Source organism: Endozoicomonas sp. ALE010, assembly GCF_049310165.1.
Classification (GTDB): Bacteria; Pseudomonadota; Gammaproteobacteria; order Pseudomonadales; family Endozoicomonadaceae; genus Endozoicomonas.
Window position 1 is genome coordinate 18,152 of sequence record NZ_JBLYNV010000041.1, and the last position, 19,239, is coordinate 37,390.

A 19,239-nucleotide genomic window follows, 5' to 3' on the forward strand; every position below is an offset into this window, starting at 1 on the left:
GGTTTATTCGAATGCCTTGAACTTTTACCCGGCAACCCCATCCAAGACATCTGATTGGCAGTCACCTGACAATGACAATTAACAATGAAACCTCCCGTTACCGTGAACACCAGCGGCAGTTATGGCAGCAGCCAGGACTGCGTGGGAGTAACACCTGAGGCCCCCCATTGTGTGGGGAGTGCGGGGAGCAGCAACGGTATGTCGGTTGTGCCCAAAGACCAATGTTCATTACTGAACTTGCCACAGCTTCCCATACTCAAGCTGCTGGGCTACTTATCTTTCCGGGAGATACTCGCCACCGCAAAAACGTGTACGTATTTAAAACAGGTAATCACCAATGCAAATCTGCTGGCCAGAAGGTGGTTTGCAACATTGGCAGCACACCAGCAAAACCAGTTCAAAGAGATTGCCCGGGACATCAGTGATCCTGACCTGCAGTACTGGCTGGGACAATTTACCATGGATACAACGATAGCCGATAAGCTTTGTAGCCAATGCCCTGGAAAGCAAACAACAGACGACGATCTTAAAACCTGTGAAGCACAAAAAAGGAAATACTTCCCCCAGGTCCTGTTTTACACGGTGGGTCAACTGATGGCTAACTGTCGACAATTCAAACCGATTCTGACAAAGAGCATTCTTAATAACCCTGATGTCAATACCGTCAGCTTTAGCACCCATGGCGACCATTTAGTGATCTTCAGAAACAATCATACCTGGACAATATTTGGCTTCACAGCGTACTGCCAATGGAATGAACAAGCGGGTTTCAGCTATCATTCCTGGGTCAACCCTCCTTCCCCCACCGTCGAGACCAGCTTCATGACCAGCGGCCATCATGTCTTGGCCTGGGATGGATACCATGTCGCAAAAATCTTCGGCTATAACGCCGATAACAGCTGCACAGAACAACTCTCCATTGTCCATAAAGACAGGATCATATCAGCTGACTTAAGTGACGATGGTCATCAGGTAGTTATTGCCTGTTATGATGGCAGTGCCAAAATCCACAGCTGGAACGTCGCTGGTCGCTGGACGTTAGCTGCGGACATCGCTGATGGCGGGCGGGGCTTGAAGGCTTGCTTCAGTCCCGATGGCAGTCGGGTACTGACCCACTCAGACTCATGCACAAAAATCCACAGGCGGAACGGGGAAGGTGGCTGGACATTGGAGGCCACTAGTAACTTCGATGCCAAATCTGTCACCTTCAGCCCAGATGGTAACCAGGTTCTGATGTTCGGTGTCAGGGGGATGGCAAAAATCCTCAGCCTGAACAAAAATGGCTGCAGGCTCGATAGCTCTACCCTCGGTAACAACAAAAACTGGATCATACGGGCTACAATCAGCCCCGATGGTTGCCATGTCATTACCGTTAACCACCAAAACGCTAAAACTGACAGCATAACCCTAAAAATCTTCAGTCGTGACAGCAACCGCAACTGGACAGAGAAAACCGGCAATATCCCCATTATTAACCCCCTTGACCCTGACCTGCCCCCCAAGTTCAGCCCCGATGGCTGCCATGTGATGGCAGCCAAAGATCTTTCTAACCTTGAAATCCTCAGCTGTGACAAACACGGCAACTGGATGCAGAACTCTATTCCCTTGAGGGGAAAAATTAAAAGAGCCTTCTTCAGTCCCGACAGCAGCCATGCGGTGGTAATCGTCCCAGGTCATCGCTCCGCCAGCATATACGGCTTTAACGCAGCCAGAGGCTGGATTGAAAAAAACATCATTCTCCATGACCACAACAGGCCACAAATTGACGCCAGCTTCAGTGCTGATGGGCGTCATATTGTCACTTTCTGTTGTGGCTGTTCTTGCCGAGCCCATGGCAGTGCCAAATATCACGCAAAAATCTATGGTCGTACTGGGAACGGTAATTGGCGAGAAAGAGCCATTATCACCCATACTGGCCCGATCCGTTCAGCACGCTTCAACGCCGATGGTAGCCATATAGTAACCGCAAGCGCGGATGGTACTGCAGTAATCCTGGGCCGGTATGCCGACGGCAGCTGGGTGAATAAGTCCATTCTGAAGCATAGCTTTGCGGTCCGATCTGCCATCTTCAGTGTTGATAGCAGGCATGTGGTCACCGTAAGTGGCAAACACATTGTGAATATCTGGCGTCTTGTCAATGCGGGCAGGTCTTTGAACGAAACTATGCAAACCGAATTCAGTCCATAGCGATATTTCGGGCCGGAATCTGCGCCCGGTTCCATCAAGAAAGATCATGAGCGGTTGTGAGAGATAGTGAAATTGCCCAACCCTCATGGGAAACCCTATCAGGGCTTCGCTGGTACCATAGATGGAGTTGTGAAAAACGGGAAAGTACCTTCAGACATACTGCGCTTCCTGTGTCGTTTTTGCAGACAAAGCTTCCAGCTTGAGCTCTAGACGATCATTCCGATTGCTGTGAACTTTTGCCCGACAATGCTATCCAAGATGCCTGACTTGCAACCACCTGAAGATCACAATTCACAATGGAACCTCCCGTTACCGTGAACACCAGCGGCAATTATGGCGATAACCCGGACTGCGCCGGAGTAACACCTGAGATATCCCGTTATGTGTGGAACAGCAACGGTATGTCGGTTGTGCCCTGCCAGGACCAATGTTCATTACTGCATTTGCCTGAGCCTCCCTTGCTCAGGTTGTTGGGCTATTTATCTTTCCGGGAGATACTCGCCACCGCAAAAACGTGTACGTATTTAAACCAGGTAATCACCGATGAACATCTGCTGGCCAGATCGTGGTTTGCAAAATTGGCAACACACCAGCAGAACCAGTTCAAGGAGATTGCCCGTGCCATCAGTGATCGTGACCTGCAGCACTGGCTGAGGCAATTTACCACCGATACAGCGGTAGTCGGTAAACTTTACAGCCAATGCCCTGAAGAGCAGACAACAAACGATGGTCTTAAAACATGTAAAGCACAAAGAAGGAAATACTTCCCCCAGGTCCTGTTTTACACGGTGAGCAAACTGATGGCTGACTGTCGACAATTCGAACCGGTTCTGGCAACGAAAATTCTTGGTGTTGATGGTAATACCCTCAGCTTGAACACCCATGGCGACCAGTTAGTGATCTTGAAAAACTTCCGTACCGGGCTAATTTTTGGCTACACAGCGAACAGCTCATGGCATAAACAAGCCAGATTTAGCTTCGATTACGAGCGCAAAACACATCGTCCTCTCTACAACTTTGAGAGCAACAGCCGTCATGTGCTCGCCTGTAGAAAACATACCGCAAAAATCTTCGCATATAACGCCGACAAGAGCTGTACTGAGCAACTCAACATTTGCCATGGAGGCAGGATCTGCTCAGCTGATTTAAGTTACGATGGTCATCATGCCGTCATTATCTGTGATGATGGCAGCGCCAGAATTCACAGCTGGAACGACACTGGTCACTGGACGCTGGCAGCGGATATTACCGATTTCAGGCGGCCCTTGAAGGCTCGCTTCAGCCCGGATGGCAGCCGGGTACTGACCCACTCAAACTCGTGCACAAAAATCCACAGGCGGAACGAGGAGGGTGGCTGGACATTAGAGGCCACCAGTGACTTCTATGCCGAATCAGTCACCTTCAGTCCCGATGGCAGCCATGTGCTGATGTACAGTGATTATGAGGGGATCAACGCAAAGATCGCAAAAATCCTCAGCCTGAACAAAGATGGCGGCTGGCTGGAGAGTGCACCCCTCACTGACAACGGAGGCTCGGTCATACGGGTTATCGCCAGCCCCGATGGTCGCCATGTCATTACCTTCAACCGGAAAGACGGTGAAACTGACAGCATAACCATGAAAATCCTCAGTCGTGACAGCAACAGCGACTGGACAGAGAAAACCGGCAATATCCCGATTATTATCCACAATGGTGCCCGGTATTGGCCCAAATTCAGCCCCGATAGCCGTCATGTGATGGTTAGCAAAAATACATCTAACCTTGAAATCCTCAGTTGTGACAAACGCGGCAACTGGATACCAACCTCTATTTCCTGTCTGGAAGAGAGAAAAAGAGGCTTCTTCAGTCCCGATAGCAGACATGCGGCGATCATTAGCACTGATTATCTCACTACCAGAATATACAGTTATGATGAAGCCAGAGGCTGGACAGAAAGCGGCACCATTCCCCATGACTTTCAAGGGCCAGACAATAACGCCAGCTTCAGCCCTGATAGCAGACATATTGCCACTTTCTGTTGGCACCCGGTTTGCCTTTGGAACGACAACATTCCTGGCAAATTCAAGGTAAAAATCTACAGTTACGATGGGCACGGCAAGTGGCTGCCAAAAGCTCTTATAAGACATGCCGGCCCGATCTATTCCGCACGTTTCAACGCCGATAGCACCCATCTGGTAACCGCAAGCCAGGATGGTACTGCAGTAGTCTCTGGCCGCTGTGCCAACGGCAGCTGGGTGAATAAGGTCATTCTGAGACATGGCTACCCGATCAATTCTGCCTTCTTCAGTGTCGATAGCAGACAGGTGGCGATCGTAACTGGCTCGAACAATGTGAAAATCTGGTGCCTTTTTGCTGCTGGCATGGTTCTGGACAATCCAGCCGAAACTCCATCCCGCCTTCTTCAGTGACGATAGCAAACAGATCTTGTCTAAACGATCATTCCAAATACCTTGAATTTTTGAACTTTTGACCAACTTTTCCATCCAAGGTAACGGACCGGCAATCACCAGACGAGGGCAACTCACCATGGCACTTTCCATTACCGAGAACAACAACGGCCGTTATGGCAGCAGTCCGGAATGTGCCGGAGTAACACCTGAGGCGTCCCGCTGTGTGTGGAGCAGCAGCGGTATCTCGATTGTTCCCGACGAAGACCAGAGTGCATTGCTGAAATTGCCACAGATTCCCATGTGCACGCTGCTGCGCTGCTTGCCTTCCCGGGATATAATCGCCATCGCAAAAACGTGTAAGTTTTTTCATCAGGTAATCACCAGGGAACATGTGCTGGCCATAAGGTGGTTTGCAACATTGGCAGAACACCAGCAAAACCAGTTCAAAGAGATCGCCCGGGGCATCAGTGATCATGACCTGCTGAACTGGCTGGAACAATTTACCACGAATACAACAGTCGCCGATGAACTCCTCAGCCAATTCCTTCCAGAGCAAATAAAAGACGATGGTCTTAAAACCAGTGAACCACAAAAAAAGAAATACTTCCCCCATGCCCTGTTTTACAAGGTGGGTCAACTCATGGCTGGCTGTCAACAATTCGAACCGGTGCTGGAAAAGCGCATTTTTGAAAAACCGGAAGTCAATGACGTCAGCTTTAGCACCCATGGCAACCATTTAGTGATCTTCAGAAGCAGCAATACCGCAACAATCCTTGGCTGCACAGGTAACGGCCAATGGCATGAACAAGCTGGCTTCAGCTATCACTCCTGGCGCAACCCCGAAGAACCGGCTTCAACCACCCTCATGACCAGCTTCATCGCCCGTGGCCGTCATGTATTGACCTGGGATGACGGCCATACTGCGAAAATCTTTGCCTACAACCCCGATCACAGCTGCACAGAGCAACTCACTACAGTCTATGAAGACAGGATCATATCAGCTGACCTGAGTTACGATGGTCATCAGGCAGTCATTACCTGTGATGATGGCAGTATCAAAATCCACAGCTGGGACGGCGCGGGTCACTGGACGTTAACAGCGGACATGGCCGATGGCATGTGCTGGAAGGTCTGCTTCAACTCCGATGGCAGCCAGGTACTGGCCCGTCCATTGTCCCCCTGGACCCCCGGCCCGAGCGCCAAAATCCTCAGTCAGAATGATGAGGGTGGCTGGACATCAGAAACCATTGGCGACCCCAGTGCCAAACGCGTCAGGTTTAACCCCAATGGCAACCCGTTACTGATGTTTGGGTCCAGGGAGATGGCAAAAATCCTTCGCCTGAACAAAAAAGATGGCAACACGATGGAGAGCATCAGACTCAATAACAATGACTACAGTATCATGCATGCTACAGCCAGCCCCGATGGTCGCCATGTCTTTACCGTCAACCAAAAACCCGGAACCAGGAGCAAAACCCTAACCATCTTCAGTCATGACGGCATCGACAACTGGACTGGGAAAACTGACCATATTCCCATTTTTGAAGACAATCATCCTGACCTATCCCCCCAATTCAGCCCCGATAGCTGCCATGTGATGGCTACCGAAGATCTTCGTAGCCTGGACATCCTCAGCTATGACGAACACGGCAACTGGATAAAGAAATCTATTCTCTTGCAGCAAAAAATGAAAAAAGCTTTTTTCAGTCCCGACAGCAGCCATGTGGTAGTCACCATGCCGGATTATGGTGCCTGCTGCTGCATATACGGTTATGACGGAGCCGCGAGCTGGATAAAAAAAGCCACCATTAGCCCTAAACATGTCCATGACTCGGAATTGCCAAAAATTGAGGCCAGTTTCAGTGCTGATAGCTGTCATATTGTCTCTTTCTGTTGCTACGAAGAGAACTTGAATACCGAATATGAGGCAGAAATCTACGGTCGCGATGAGCATGGCAATTGGCGACCAAGAGCCACTGTCACCCATAACGGCCCGATCAACTCCGCACGCTTCAACGCCAATGCCAGCCTTTTAGTGACCGCAAGCGCGGATGGCACTGCAATCATCCTGGGCCGGAATCCCGAAGGCGACTGGGAGAAGAAGACTGTTCTGAAGCATGCCGACCCGGTTCAGTGCGCCGACTTCAGTGCTGATAGCAGGCAGGTGGTGACCTTAAGTGGCAAGTACACCGTGGAAATCTGGCGTCTTGTCGCTGCTGGCATGTCTCTGGACGACACTATGCACGTTGAATTCAGTCCATAGCGATATTTCGGGCCACTGCGCCCGGTTCCATCAAGGTGGCTCGGAAAAAGCTCATAACCTCTTGCGTAAGGGGCGGCGCGTCTAGCGCCGTCCGCTGGGTGCTGTTGTTATGTTTGCTTTACTCCAGGTTTTCTGCCCATGACGTATCGGTTATTCTCGGATCGTCGATTCGCTGGCCGAAGCAGTTGTAATGATCCTCTTTTATCTGCTTGAACACGAACGGCTCGAACAACATTCGATACAGCTTGGAGATGTTGCCCCCTTTCTGGTTAGTACGGTAACAACTTTCTATAAAGCCTTCTTCTTCCAGCTTTTTTAATCCGGCGCTGATGGTGGGTTGACTGGTGCCGACCATATCTGCCAACAGTTTCTGGCTTGGCCAGCATTCGCCTTCAGTATTGGCAAACGTTACCAGTACGACCAGCAAGTATCTTTGCGTCGGTGTCAGCGCCTCCATCCCTTTATTTTTAAGTTTGACCCGAATCATTTTTAACAAACCAATCCCGTAAGCAAAGGAAACCATGCTATACTGCTCCGCGAGCAACAGCTCATATTTTGAGAGGAAAACCCGGTAGGAGGACCAACTCCTGTGACCGGGTTTTTTCTTATGCGCAGCAAATATAGTTGAGCCTCAATAAAAGACAAAAAATATTGATTTTTTTATAAATTTTTTATCTTATACGCAAATCTGCGTAAAGCATCACCCAATCGGGCAGTGAGTGCCAGCCTATCAACCCGTCGATAGCCCCACCGAAATTGAGCGAATTTCAATATCAACCAGTTGATACAAACAAGATTAAAGAACAGTATCAAAGAACCAGTTGCACAATGCGGCCTGCGCGGGTGAACATAACACTCTGCTTATGCAAACTCATTTCGCATAAGCAACATAACCATCGCCCAGAAACCACGCCCTATCACCGGCCTTCGAGCCTTTTTTTTATAGCGATCATTGTGTTTGTTCTTGTATCTCTGTGTTGTCGCTGACGGACTTTTTTAATCATGTTTTCATGCCATTTGGGAAAATCAAGTATATCCACACCTTCCTCCTTACCTTTTATAACTCTGTCTCTCCATGCCTTCTTTGTTACAGGGAAAAGTTTCTCATATCTATCCTTTCTTACCATGTATTCCGTTTCTGTAAAATCATAGCCATATCCATTTGTGCGGCCATATTTGATTGCTTCTTCTATCCAGTCTTCAAGTTCATTAATATATTCAAACTCGGTTTTCATTTCTTCTTCTGTGACTGGTTCCTCGTCCCATTCAGCCCCAAGATAAAACTCTATACGTTCTCCCAAAAATCCAAATTCCGACATAATTTCTTGACCTGTCATCCAATAAACAACCAAGTATAGACTGCCCCCAAAGGACGCCCCCTCCCCCCTCTGCCAACACAATACCGGTAATCATCACCGGACACCTTTCGCGGCATGGAAAACATCAACCTTCACAAAGCTCATGAGCGGTCGTGAGATAGTGAAATTGCTCAACCCTCATGGGAAAGCCTATAATGGCCTCGCTTAACGTGTTCTGTTTACTGCACTTTTTTAATCAAGCATCAAAAATGCCCCTTTCAGGGTCTGGTAATGGAACACTGAAAAATAATGATAATAACAAGCAGCCAAGCATTGAATGCGTTGGCTGTCGGGGGAAAGACAGTATGAATCCCACCTGGAAACTTGCCAGGTCGGTGGTGGCCGCCATCGACCAATTCACAGAACACACCGGAAGATTGATCAGCTGGCTGACATTACTGCTGGTATTCGTCGTCTGTACCGTGGTGGTTTTGCGCTACTTGCTCAATATCGGCTCCATCGCCATGCAGGAATCGGCCATGTATCTGCACGCCATGGTCTTCCTGGGTGCCAGCGCCTACACACTCAGGCACAATGGCCATGTCCGGGTGGATGTCTTCTATCGAACCATGAGCCCACGGAAGCAGGCACTGGTCAACAGTCTGGGCACCGTGTTCCTGTTGCTGCCGGTCTGTCTGTTTATTGGTGCGATGAGCTGGGATTACATCGCACGTTCCTGGCACATTCTGGAACAGTCCCAGGATCCCGGAGGGCTGCCTTTTATCTATCTGCTGAAAAGCCTGCTCCTGGTAATGGTGGTTACCCTTCTGCTTCAGGGCGTTGCCGAACTGATGCGTTCTCTGATGATCCTTACCGGTGAAAGCCACCAGGAGGGCAGATCATGATGGACGCCATTCCTTTTCTGATGTTTGCCACCGTCTGCCTGGTGCTGCTGGCTGGTTATCCCGTAGCGTTTTCCCTGGCAGGTACCGCCTTGCTGTTTGCCGGAGCCGGATCACTGTTTGGCGTATTTGATTTCTCGCTGATGAACGCCCTGCCCAGCCGACTGTTTGGTGTTATCACCAACCAGACCCTGATTGCTGTGCCACTGTTTGTCTTTATGGGCGTGATGCTGGAAAAATCCAAAGTGGCAGAAAGCCTGCTGGAAAGCATGGCAAGGCTGTTTGGCAAAACCCGGGGCGGCCTTGGTCTCTCGGTGATTGTGGTTGGCATGCTGCTGGCCGCCAGTACCGGCATTGTCGGTGCCACGGTGGTCACTATGGGTTTGTTATCCCTGCCCACCATGCTGCGTCGGGGCTATTCCCCGGCACTGGCAACCGGTACGATCTGTGCCACGGGAAGCCTTGGGCAGATTATTCCCCCCTCCATTGCCCTGGTGCTGCTGGGCGATGTGTTATCCAGTGCCTACCAGCAGTCACAGATAAAGATGGGTGTCTTCTCACCGGATACGGTATCTGTTGGCGATCTGTTTGTTGGTGCCATCATTCCCGGCTTGCTGCTGGTTTTCTGTTATGTCGTCTATCTGGTGGTGGTTGCCCGCGTTAAACCGGATGCGGCACCGGCACTGACCGACGACGATCTGGTGTCCATGGGCAGCAACCGTTCCCTGTTATCCTGCCTGTTGCCACCGCTGGTGTTAATTGTCGCAGTTCTGGGCTCGATCCTGGCCGGTGCCGCAACACCAACCGAAGCGGCCAGTGTCGGTGCGGTTGGTGCGATCCTGCTGGCGATTCTGCGCCGACAACTCAGTATCAAAACGCTGAGAGAAGTGGTTCGCTCAACGACACAGGTCACCTGCATGGTGTTCATGATTTTGATTGGAGCTTCCATTTTTTCCCTGGTATTTCGTGGCTTCAATGGTGAAGAGTTGATTCACAGCTATTTTGAAGCCATGCCCGGCGGGGTGTTTACCGCCGTACTGATTGTCATGCTGGTGATGTTTCTGCTGGGCTTTATTCTCGATTTTATCGAGATTACCTTTGTCGTCGTGCCCATGGTTGCCCCTGTGCTCTTGGCGATGGGGCTGGATCCGGTTTGGTTGGGGATTATGATTGCAGTCAATCTGCAAACCTCATTCCTGACGCCACCTTTTGGTTTTGCCCTTTTCTATTTACGGGGGGTTGCACCGCCAGAAGTGGCGACAGCCGATATCTACAAAGGGGTGATTCCCTTCATCATCATTCAACTGATGGTATTGTGTGCGTTAGCGATATGGCCAGAACTGGCAACCTGGTTGCCAGATAAGGTTTATAACTAGTACATGGTTTCAATGAGTTTGACGTGTACAGTCTCCGTTCACCCTGAGCGGAGTCGAAGGGTGCTTGGCACGATCTATCAGAGTCCGGAGTTTCCGCCTTTAGGCCCTATGGGTCCTTCGACAGGCTTCAGGACGAACGGAGTGCGGAGGCACGACAACCACTCATTGAAACCATGCAAAATATAATTGTCATTTCTTATCCATGGCACATCATACATCGGGCACTTGATTTCGTATAAATCCATGGCCATCAGTCAAAGGCTTTGGCTTAACTGATACAATGGGACTTTTCACTGGTACTCAAACCTATGTTATTAAAAATTATTCGTAATGTATTAGGCTACGGTATTGCGGCAGCGGATAAGCTGACCCGCCCTAAAGCGATGGCACGTTCACCAGAGCAGCAGGCCCGGGTGGATGCACAAACGGCCGATATGACGCTCTACCAGTTCACGGCCTGCCCTTTCTGTATCAAAACCCGCAGGGCCATTCACATACTGGGCCTGAATATCCAGACCCTGGATGCCATGAACGATACTCAGGCCCGTAATGCGCTGCAACAGATGGGCGGCAAGGTTCAGGTACCCTGCTTACGTATTCAGGAAGCGGGCAAAGACGATATCTGGATGTATGAGTCCGGCGATATTATCCAATATCTGCAAAAGAGCTTTGGCTAATCCCGAAATGGTCTACCAGCTCCGCCCCTATCAAAAAGATGCCGTTCACAGTGTGATACGGCATTTTCGCAAATCCAATGACCCGGCCCTGCTGGTGCTGCCCACTGGCGCTGGCAAGAGTCTGGTTATCTCCGAGCTGGCCCACATTGCCCGTGGCCGCGTTCTGGTTCTGGCCCATGTGAAAGAATTGGTGGAACAGAACCACGGCAAATACCAAAGCTATGGATTGCAAGCCTCCATCTTCAGTGCCGGACTTGGGCAGAAAGAAGCCTCTGAACAGGTGATATTTGGCAGTGTGCAAAGTGTGGTCAGAAATCTTGAACAGTTTCAGAACGCACCGGGTCAGAAAGCATTTACCCTGCTGGTTATTGATGAGTGCCACCGGGTATCCATGGAGAAAACCTCCAGTTACCACAAGGTCATTGACCACTTTAAACGTCTGAATCCAAACCTTAAGGTTCTCGGTCTGACAGCAACCCCCTATCGCCTGGGAATGGGCTGGCTGTACCAGTATTATCAAAGCGCTGACAATAAGGGGTCGGTCAGAACTGAAGAGCCTCGCTTTTTCAAAGAGTGTCTGTTTGAGCTGCCACTGTCTTACATGGTTGACAATGGTTATCTCACGACACCCGAAGTGGTTGATGCCCCCATTGTGTTCTACGACTTCAGCCAACTCTCCCGGGATAGCTTTGGACGCTATGGCGAGCAGGAGCTGAATCAGCTATTGAAAGGGAAAACCCGGGCCACCCGGGAAATCATCAATCAGGTAAAAAAAGAAGCCACTACCCGTAAAGGTGTCATGGTGTTTGCCTCTACGGTAGACCATGCCCGTGAGATTATGGGTTACCTGCCAGACGATGAGAGCGCCCTGATTATTGGCGATACACCCGCAAAAGAGCGGGACCGCCTGATTGCCGCGTTCAAACAGCAGCAGCTTAAATTCCTGGTGAATGTGTCAGTGCTCACCACCGGTTTTGATGCCCCCCATGTAGACCTGATCGCCATACTGCGGCCAACAGAGTCCGTCAGCCTTTATCAGCAGATCGCTGGCCGGGGGCTGCGCCTGGCACCGGACAAAAAAGAGTGCCTGATTATTGATTATGCGGGCAACCGCTTCAGTTTATACAGCCCGGAAGTGGGCGAACCCAAACCGGATTCCAAAGCGGTGCCCGTCACGGTTCCCTGTCCTGCCTGTGGCCATGAGAACCATTTCTGGGGAGTGGTTGATGGGGATGGTGATCTGGTGGAACACTACGGTCGACGCTGTCAGGGCTTTGCAACGTTTTTGGCGGACAACGGCAGCGAGGTGAAAGAGCAATGTGAGTTCCGCTATCGCTTTAAGGAGTGTGACCAGTGCGGAGCTGAAAACGATATAGCCGCCAGAAAGTGTCACAGTTGCCAGCACGGACTGGTTGACCCGGATAAAAAACTTCGAGAGGCTCTCAACCTGCAAAACTGCCTGGTGATTCGGTGTTCTGGTATGGAAATGAATGCGGATAAAGACGCTCAGTGCAAACAGCGCATCCGGATCACCTACCACGATGAAGACGGTGCCGAAGTCAATGAGTTCTTCAGGCTGGATACCCCCTCACAGCAAGGTGCGTTCTATCATCATTTTGGCAAGCATGCCCTGATTAATCGTGCTGAGCCATTCCGGGCGTCAACGGTGGATAATGTTATCCACAGCCGCAAGAAATTTCGTAAACCTGACTTTGTGATAGCGCAGAAGGAAAAGCATTACTGGAAAATCATTGATAAGCTGTTCGACTACGATGGCAAATACCGCAAGGCCGAAGCGCTCTGATGCACGTCACTTATCACATAACCGGGCAAACCCAGAACCGCATCAATCAGTTGATGATAAAATACAGTCCGAAGCATACGCTGGTCATCTGGGTTGCCTCACTGGCCTGTTTGCTGATGCCGCTGCTGGTCTTTCGGAACAGCCTGAGCAACATTCTACTTTCCGGACTCTTTGGCTCTGCCTTAATTACTTTCCTGATACTGAATCTTGGCCTCAGGTATGCCGTGCATAAACGCTTTGGTCTTCATTACCAGCCGGACCTTGACCTGGAAACCCGCACTCTGTGCCTTGAGGAACATGGCATCAGCATCCGTTCATCATTACTGAAACCGGCTTTTCGCCCCTACAAGCAGGTAAAGATGATCACGGTAGAAGACAATATTATTGTCATCGCAGGAAAAAGCGGCTGGCTTGAGATGATTCCCCGGGATCAGGTTACAGAAGGCAACTGTGGGTTATTGCTGAATATGCTCTGCCAGAGAGCCGGGAAAAAAATAAAAAGTTCCAGCTGAGGCAATAAAGATAATCTAAAATTTTATCAGGTAAACAGCACCACGGTTTGAATAGCGATGTGCAAGCTCCCCGTTATTACTCTGTTATTGGTTACCTTATTATCTGCCTGCATCACAGAAAATCCTGTGCATGGCAATAAATATGCTGGCAAAAAGAGCGCCAGCGGCTGGCTGGAAATACCACCAAACCCTGAGATGCTGAACATGGCAAAATTTGCGGCCAGGGACTTACAAAACGACTCGGTACTGAAAGTAACAGAAGCAAAACGCCAGAATATCCTTGGCACCTGTTATCTGCTTGCTTTTCAAATGAGCAGTGGTACACAGTGGCAAGCGGAACTTTACCAAGACCCTTACGGTAAACTGACTCTGCTTGAATTGTTAAGCCCATTTCCCGCAAGAAAATGAACGATAGCCTCGCCTGCCTGAGTTCGATCGTCAGGCAATCCAACCGCTCCCAACGCCTTATCAATTAATCGATCACCCACCATGGGGCGCAGCCTATCGCACACATCCATAAAAAATCCGTCGACAAATTCAGGATGCGCCTGCCAGGTCAGGATGGAAGACCCCCGTCGAGTAATGGCGTTCTCACAGAAATCCGAGGTTGCCAGCACGGCAAAGCCCGGAGCCACTTGATCCACCTGATCCTGATGCACAGCCAGAACGCGAATCATGCTACCGGACTTAAAACACCCGAAATCACACAGCGCTTTCACCGGATAAGCACCTAAACCCCATCCTCCGGGAAACTTACGAACACTGCCTCCCAGGGACTGATGAATAATCTGATGACCAAAACAGATGCCCACCAGCAATGCATCACTCCTGGCAAGCTCGATAATCAACAGCCTGAGTTTCAGGATCCACGGCTCTGAATCATAAGCAGAAGACTTGCTGCCACTGATAATCCATGCGTCACATTGGTCAACGGAGGATGGAAAACTGCCTTGATAACAGCGCCAGACAGAATACTGCCACTGACCGGGCATCACCCGGTCAACCATCATTTTGTAATCATTATCAAAGGTGCCAAAACGCTTAATAGAGTCCGGATGATGTTCATCGCACAATAAAATACCCAGTCGCCTGTTCAATGCCAGCTTCCCCGAAACCTGTCTTCTGCATTATTACAGTCTATATCGACAAGAAGCCCATCGCGGACACAAAGCAAACATACCTCCCAGAGCCTGCTATACACAACCATGGTTGCCTCTACAACATCACAAAGCTCATATCCGTTGCCCTCACGCCGAGGCCATAACAAGCTTGAACAAATAATTAAATTTTTTTTCATCCAGAAGTTGCGTTATCCACAAACCCAACATTATAATGAGAATCGTTATCATTAAGATTAAAGATATTACATATCGGCTCAACCTGACTCTCCCCAAGCCTTTGTTGAGCCACCCAAGCACTTAACCTGTTGACTTATGGAGGGACTGCCATCGAACGAAATTTCAGACCTGACTAACTGGCAAATGCCAGTGATTCGCAAATCCTCATCTTTAGGGCTTGAATTTCAGGCCTTTTTTTTGTTGTTTCCTGATCCGATCCTGTCCATTATTGATAAACTGAAAAATTGCATGTTACGTGTGCAGCAAGATATTGGCTATCAAGCACCTTTCGGATGGCAACCCTGCTGCATTGGTCTAATCAGAAAAAGAGCCGCTACCGATGGAACTACAGAAGTACAAAATGCCCTTGCTTGGCGGGGAAATGAAAGAACTCGCTGACTATGAGAACAAGGTCATTTTAATCGTCAATACTGCCAGTAAATGTGGCTTCACTCCCCAGTACCAAACCCTTGAAGAGCTATACAACAAATACAAGGACCAGGGGCTGGTCATCCTGGGCTTCCCCTGCAATCAATTTGGTCGTCAGGAACCCGGAGACAGCGAAGAGATTGGTGCTTTCTGTCAGAAGAACTACGGGGTTACCTTCCCGATGTTTGAGAAAATTGAGGTGAATGGTGATCATGCCGCGCCACTCTATAAAGATTTAAAATCCGAAGCGCCCGGATTGCTGGGGACTCAGAAGATAAAATGGAACTTTACCAAGTTCCTGGTCGGCCGTAAGGGCGAGATCATTGACCGCTATGCCCCCACCACCAAGCCGGAAGATATCGAAGAAGACATCTGCAAAGCATTAAGAGAGAGCTGAGCGAGCCGACAAATTAAGAGTCTCAACAACCTGACACTCTTATACCGTGGATATTAACAAAGCACTCTCCCTGCTGGCTGATCGCAACGGTTCAGAACTGTTTCTGACGGTCGGCTACCCCCCCTGTTTGAAAATCAATGACCAATTGGTACCGATAGCCAACACCTCGCTGACCAGCAAGCAGGCCCACCATAGTTTTGCCAACATGATGGGCGAAGAGCGCTTTAAAGAATTCTGTGAGACCCGTGAAAGCAATTACGCGATACAGAACCCGGAGTCCGGTCGTTTTCGTATCAGTGCGTTCTTCCAAAGAGGGGAACCCGGAATGGTGATCCGGCGCATTCACCACCATATTCCGTCCCCCCGGGAGCTTGACCTGCCGGAGATTTTCTGCGACCTGATTCTTCAGGAAAGAGGTTTGATCCTGATTACCGGGCCAGCAGGTGCCGGTAAAACAACCGCGATGGCATCCCTGGTGAACCATCGCAACACTACGGGTAAAGGGCATATCATCACCATTGAAGACCCTGTTGAATTTATCCACAGCCATAGGCAATGCATCGTCACCCAGCGAGAAGTTGGACTGGACACCCAATCTTATGAAGAAGGTCTGTCGAACGCCCTGCGTCAGGCACCCGACCTGGTGGTTATTGGTGAGATCCGCACCCCCGAGGTGATGAGGCATACCATTGAGTTTGTGCAAACGGGTCACCTCTGTATTGCAACCCTGCATGCCAACACGGCCTATCAGGCGCTGGAACGCATCATTCACTTCTTCCCCCGGGAGCAACATGAAGAGGTTCTTCTGGATTTATCACTGAGCTTGCAGGGAATCCTCGGGCAACAGCTGCTCAGCTCTGAAGATGGTACGGCCGCCTATCCTTCCCATGAAATCCTGTTAAATACACCGGCGCTGGCCGATCTCATCAAAAAAGGCAAAGTGGATGAAATCCATGACCTGATGGAGCGCTCCAAAGACTCGGGTATGCAAACCATTGACCAATCCATTTTCAAGCTGTTTGAGGCTGGAAAAATCACCGCCCAGCAAGCTATCCAGCATGCTGACTCCTCCAATAACATGCGCCTGCTCATAAAGATGCATGGTCATCAGGGAGGGGACGATAATTCTCTGTCACACTTGACCATTTCCACGGATTGAAGCAGCCTGAGAATAACACGGTGCAACAGGTATTTATCTGCTGCACAACCACCTATCCATGCTCTTCTATTAATGAACGCTGCCAGATGGATGTATCAATAACCTGATCAAACTTAACACCACAGCGCTCCATCACTCCCACCTTTCTATACCCCAGTTTCTGATGCAATGCCTCGCTGCGCTGATTGGGCAGGGCAATCACACCAATCATTTCCCGAATCCCCAACGCTTTTGCCGCACTGAATAACGCCTGATACAACAAGGTACCGATGCCACGTCCACCAGCACCATCGCGCAAATATATGGAACCTTCCGCCGTATACCGATAGGCGGCCCGAGCATGATAATGGGCAGCATAGGCATAGCCGAGCACCTCACCCTCTTGTTCATAGACCAGAAAACAGTGTGCTTTCTCCAGCCTTTTCCCGATCTCTTCAGGGGTCACAGGATTAACTTCAAAAGTAACCGTACTGTGCAAAACATAGGTGTTGTAGATATCCGCTATCTGGGCACAATCATCTGGTTTGGCGGTTCTTATCATCAATGTACTGCCTGTCCATCACAAAATTATGTGAATGCAGCATATTTGAAATAACCATGGAAATCACTGCAAACCGACATGATTGTGTCAGCACCACTGACCGGCCTGTTATCACCTTTGCAGGGAACTAAAGGTACGATCTTCCTATCAAATTCTTTGAACAAACTATTGAGGATCATACCCATGACAGGAAAAACACACTTAAGCATATTCTTTGCAACACTGCTCTGTATTAGCTTTTTCAGCTTTGCGGAACCTGCTCAACCATGGAAAACGGGGAACATAAAGTTGTATGGCTTGCTAATACCAGTAATCCAGGCAGAAGAAGGAGACATCAATGGCTTTATTGCCTGTTATTCACATGACATGGAAATGCCATCTTACCCCGTAGAAGAAGACATTTACGTAAAAGGCTTTGTCTCTATGGAAGGGGGGCAGTACAAAGGACGCATTTTTCATCCCGAAGGGTATTTAGATATGGATATCAGCCCTGTATATACAACACCCAGCACTATATGCCAGGAGTACATACCCTCCTGCCAAGATGAGAACACTGAATGCTGGGCAGGCGGTGATACCGGCGGCTACTTTGGTCACCTTCTTCGGGCAATTAATGCCGAGTGATACTCTTTCGGAGTCGTTCCCGGTGTTCCGGGGCTGTCACGAAAGTTGCACAAGCACTGAAACCACAAAGACCACCAAGTATATTTATATAGGCTTAGTGCTCTTTGCGGTTCCTGAAAACGCTTTTTGATCTGTCTTTTACGACAACTTCTTCCCTGTAGGAATACATACCAAACCTCTCCGCAAATTCAACACCGCCATTAAACTCTCATGTCACCTTATCCATTAACATCACTTTTCAGGTGTCTGCTATTGCCCGGAAAGATATACATGGACCAATTCATGAAATTCGTTGATTTCAGAACTGTGTCAAAATGTGATTCAAAAACACAATAAGAAAAGAGGTTACTTCATTGATATAAGTCAATTACCACACATGTGACTCTGTATGTATTTTACGCAAGCCGCCATCGGCATACCGAGCATTTACACTTCAAACAAGCAGTGCAAAGCCTCAACAAGAGTGAATTCCACAAGCACCTTGTTGCATCAACTAATATCTTGCGGCTCTTTTTTGAAAAATTTCTTTAACTTGAGACGTTTTGAGCCCGCTGCCCATAACGACAGTTAAGCGGTTTAAAGCAGTATCAATGAATACCGTGAGGGTATTTTTTGTGAACCGAATGATAAGTGTATTCATGGCCGTTGTGCTTGCGGCCTCGTTTATGATGTCTACTGCACAGGCTGCAGAAAAAGTCCGCTCCCAGATGCTGGCCTATGTGGTCACCAGTGAGAATGGTAAAGAGACCCTGAAGAAAGCCGCCACTGCCGAGCCGGGCAACGTACTGGAGTATCAGCTGGCCTATACCAACACCTCAGCCGAGGCCATGTCGGGCCTGAATGTGGCGGTGCCGGTACCGGCCAACACCCGTTATCTGGACAAAACCGCCATTACCGTAGTGCCCAGCCGCTTTGAAGTAAGCATTGATGGCGGAAAAACCTGGGAAGGTGAACCGGTTAAACGACTGCGTAAAGATAATAATGGCCAGCTGAAAGAGGTGGTGATTCCGGCCACGGAATACACCAACCTGCGCTGGCTGGTTCAGCGTCCATTGAAAGGGGGCGAGGTTCAGCAGTTTACATATCGGATTCAAGTGATCTGATTCTACGCAACCAGCCCACTGCCATCAGAAGAAGAACAGCGCAGCCTCTCCACGGGGTGCACCCACCGGGGAATTCTTGAAACGCTTGTTTGACACCTTGGCCTGGTGCCGGGAGATGACGGCTTTGTCCACAGAAAAAGGCAAGTCATCAACAAACGTACAGAGAGTGGTAAAGCAAAAATAATTTCAATTCAACAATGATGCACAGAGCAATGCTTGGTCGAGGGGTCAAAATAAAGA

At 49.4% G+C, this 19,239-nt stretch carries 17 protein-coding genes; 13 read left to right on the forward strand and 4 right to left on the reverse strand.

Annotation, left to right across the window (positions count from 1 at the left end):
• Positions 1-84: 84 nt before the first annotated feature.
• From ACO6UY_RS16150 to ACO6UY_RS16160, 3 genes are all read left to right on the forward strand, one after another.
• Positions 85-2,187, forward strand: coding sequence for an F-box protein (locus ACO6UY_RS16150; protein WP_422490590.1), 2,103 nt, complete (start codon positions 85-87; stop codon positions 2,185-2,187).
• Positions 2,188-2,483: 296 nt separating this feature from the next.
• On the forward strand, positions 2,484-4,595 hold the full coding sequence (locus tag ACO6UY_RS16155; protein WP_422447728.1) for a WD40 repeat domain-containing protein: 2,112 nt from the start codon (positions 2,484-2,486) through the stop codon (positions 4,593-4,595).
• Positions 4,596-4,713: 118 nt separating this feature from the next.
• Positions 4,714-6,840, forward strand: a complete 2,127-nt coding sequence (locus ACO6UY_RS16160) for a hypothetical protein (protein WP_422490592.1) — start codon at positions 4,714-4,716, stop codon at positions 6,838-6,840.
• Between the two features lie 118 nt (positions 6,841-6,958).
• On the opposite strand, the gene ACO6UY_RS16165 is transcribed toward ACO6UY_RS16160, so the two are convergent.
• Together ACO6UY_RS16165 and ACO6UY_RS16170 are read right to left on the reverse strand one after the other, a co-directional pair.
• Complete coding sequence (locus tag ACO6UY_RS16165; RefSeq protein WP_422490593.1) at positions 6,959-7,327, reverse strand: helix-turn-helix domain-containing protein; 369 nt, start codon at positions 7,325-7,327, stop codon at positions 6,959-6,961.
• 430 nt (positions 7,328-7,757) lie between these two features.
• Complete coding sequence (locus ACO6UY_RS16170; protein ID WP_422447733.1) at positions 7,758-8,159, reverse strand: hypothetical protein; 402 nt, start codon at positions 8,157-8,159, stop codon at positions 7,758-7,760.
• 344 nt (positions 8,160-8,503) lie between these two features.
• Here ACO6UY_RS16170 and ACO6UY_RS16175 point away from each other — a divergent pair, with 344 nt between their 5' ends.
• The 5 genes from ACO6UY_RS16175 (at position 8,504) to ACO6UY_RS16195 (ending at position 13,409) form a co-directional block, all read left to right on the forward strand.
• Entirely contained in the window at positions 8,504-9,043 is a 540-nt protein-coding gene (locus ACO6UY_RS16175; protein WP_422490594.1) for a TRAP transporter small permease subunit, read from the forward strand.
• Positions 9,040-10,416 carry a TRAP transporter large permease gene (locus ACO6UY_RS16180; protein WP_422490596.1) on the forward strand — a complete coding sequence of 459 codons (1,377 nt, stop codon included), beginning with the start codon at positions 9,040-9,042 and terminating at the stop codon, positions 10,414-10,416. Before ACO6UY_RS16175 ends, ACO6UY_RS16180 begins: the two co-directional genes overlap by 4 nt.
• A gap of 308 nt (positions 10,417-10,724) precedes the next feature.
• Positions 10,725-11,093, forward strand: coding sequence for a glutaredoxin family protein (locus ACO6UY_RS16185; protein ID WP_422490598.1), 369 nt, complete (start codon positions 10,725-10,727; stop codon positions 11,091-11,093).
• A gap of 7 nt (positions 11,094-11,100) precedes the next feature.
• Entirely contained in the window at positions 11,101-12,897 is a 1,797-nt protein-coding gene (locus ACO6UY_RS16190; protein ID WP_422490618.1) for a DEAD/DEAH box helicase family protein, read from the forward strand.
• Positions 12,897-13,409: a hypothetical protein gene (locus ACO6UY_RS16195; RefSeq protein ID WP_422490600.1), complete on the forward strand. Its 513-nt coding sequence runs from the start codon at positions 12,897-12,899 to the stop codon at positions 13,407-13,409. Before ACO6UY_RS16190 ends, ACO6UY_RS16195 begins: the two co-directional genes overlap by 1 nt.
• Before the next feature lie 353 nt (positions 13,410-13,762).
• Here the strand turns inward: ACO6UY_RS16195 and ACO6UY_RS16200 are convergent, their stop codons facing one another.
• Positions 13,763-14,506: a type 1 glutamine amidotransferase gene (locus ACO6UY_RS16200; RefSeq protein ID WP_422490601.1), complete on the reverse strand. Its 744-nt coding sequence runs from the start codon at positions 14,504-14,506 to the stop codon at positions 13,763-13,765.
• Between the two features lie 390 nt (positions 14,507-14,896).
• Between ACO6UY_RS16200 and ACO6UY_RS16205 the strand changes: the two genes are divergently transcribed.
• From ACO6UY_RS16205 to ACO6UY_RS16215, 3 genes are read left to right on the forward strand one after another with little or no spacing between them, the layout of a single operon-like run.
• Complete coding sequence (locus tag ACO6UY_RS16205; RefSeq protein WP_422490603.1) at positions 14,897-15,145, forward strand: hypothetical protein; 249 nt, start codon at positions 14,897-14,899, stop codon at positions 15,143-15,145.
• Complete coding sequence (locus ACO6UY_RS16210) at positions 15,087-15,572, forward strand: glutathione peroxidase (RefSeq protein ID WP_422490604.1); 486 nt, start codon at positions 15,087-15,089, stop codon at positions 15,570-15,572. The genes ACO6UY_RS16205 and ACO6UY_RS16210 overlap by 59 nt, the downstream gene beginning before the upstream one ends.
• Positions 15,573-15,618: 46 nt before the next feature.
• On the forward strand, positions 15,619-16,731 hold the full coding sequence (locus tag ACO6UY_RS16215; RefSeq protein ID WP_422490606.1) for a PilT/PilU family type 4a pilus ATPase: 1,113 nt from the start codon (positions 15,619-15,621) through the stop codon (positions 16,729-16,731).
• A 52-nt stretch (positions 16,732-16,783) separates the two neighbouring features.
• Here ACO6UY_RS16215 and ACO6UY_RS16220 read toward each other — a convergent pair whose 3' ends face one another.
• Positions 16,784-17,272 carry a GNAT family N-acetyltransferase gene (locus ACO6UY_RS16220; RefSeq protein WP_422447747.1) on the reverse strand — a complete coding sequence of 163 codons (489 nt, stop codon included), beginning with the start codon at positions 17,270-17,272 and terminating at the stop codon, positions 16,784-16,786.
• A 78-nt stretch (positions 17,273-17,350) separates the two neighbouring features.
• Here ACO6UY_RS16220 and ACO6UY_RS16225 point away from each other — a divergent pair, with 78 nt between their 5' ends.
• Entirely contained in the window at positions 17,351-17,896 is a 546-nt protein-coding gene (locus tag ACO6UY_RS16225) for a hypothetical protein (protein ID WP_422490607.1), read from the forward strand.
• A gap of 614 nt (positions 17,897-18,510) precedes the next feature.
• On the forward strand, positions 18,511-18,999 hold the full coding sequence (locus ACO6UY_RS16230; protein WP_422447751.1) for a hypothetical protein: 489 nt from the start codon (positions 18,511-18,513) through the stop codon (positions 18,997-18,999).
• Positions 19,000-19,239 lie beyond the last annotated feature (240 nt).

What these genes read in the sequence shown, in the direction of transcription:
- ACO6UY_RS16150 (WP_422490590.1), top strand. Translation starts at nt 85, where the DNA reads ATGAAACCTCCCGTTACCGTGAACACCAGCGGCAGTTATGGCAGCAGC.
- ACO6UY_RS16155 (WP_422447728.1), top strand. Translation starts at nt 2,484, where the DNA reads ATGGAACCTCCCGTTACCGTGAACACCAGCGGCAATTATGGCGATAAC.
- ACO6UY_RS16160 (WP_422490592.1), top strand. Translation starts at nt 4,714, where the DNA reads ATGGCACTTTCCATTACCGAGAACAACAACGGCCGTTATGGCAGCAGT.
- ACO6UY_RS16165 (WP_422490593.1), bottom strand. Translation starts at nt 7,327, where the DNA reads ATGATTCGGGTCAAACTTAAAAATAAAGGGATGGAGGCGCTGACACCG.
- ACO6UY_RS16170 (WP_422447733.1), bottom strand. Translation starts at nt 8,159, where the DNA reads ATGTCGGAATTTGGATTTTTGGGAGAACGTATAGAGTTTTATCTTGGG.
- ACO6UY_RS16175 (WP_422490594.1), top strand. Translation starts at nt 8,504, where the DNA reads ATGAATCCCACCTGGAAACTTGCCAGGTCGGTGGTGGCCGCCATCGAC.
- ACO6UY_RS16180 (WP_422490596.1), top strand. Translation starts at nt 9,040, where the DNA reads ATGATGGACGCCATTCCTTTTCTGATGTTTGCCACCGTCTGCCTGGTG.
- ACO6UY_RS16185 (WP_422490598.1), top strand. Translation starts at nt 10,725, where the DNA reads ATGTTATTAAAAATTATTCGTAATGTATTAGGCTACGGTATTGCGGCA.
- ACO6UY_RS16190 (WP_422490618.1), top strand. Translation starts at nt 11,101, where the DNA reads ATGGTCTACCAGCTCCGCCCCTATCAAAAAGATGCCGTTCACAGTGTG.
- ACO6UY_RS16195 (WP_422490600.1), top strand. Translation starts at nt 12,897, where the DNA reads ATGCACGTCACTTATCACATAACCGGGCAAACCCAGAACCGCATCAAT.
- ACO6UY_RS16210 (WP_422490604.1), top strand. Translation starts at nt 15,087, where the DNA reads ATGGAACTACAGAAGTACAAAATGCCCTTGCTTGGCGGGGAAATGAAA.
- ACO6UY_RS16220 (WP_422447747.1), bottom strand. Translation starts at nt 17,272, where the DNA reads ATGATAAGAACCGCCAAACCAGATGATTGTGCCCAGATAGCGGATATC.
- ACO6UY_RS16225 (WP_422490607.1), top strand. Translation starts at nt 17,351, where the DNA reads ATGATTGTGTCAGCACCACTGACCGGCCTGTTATCACCTTTGCAGGGA.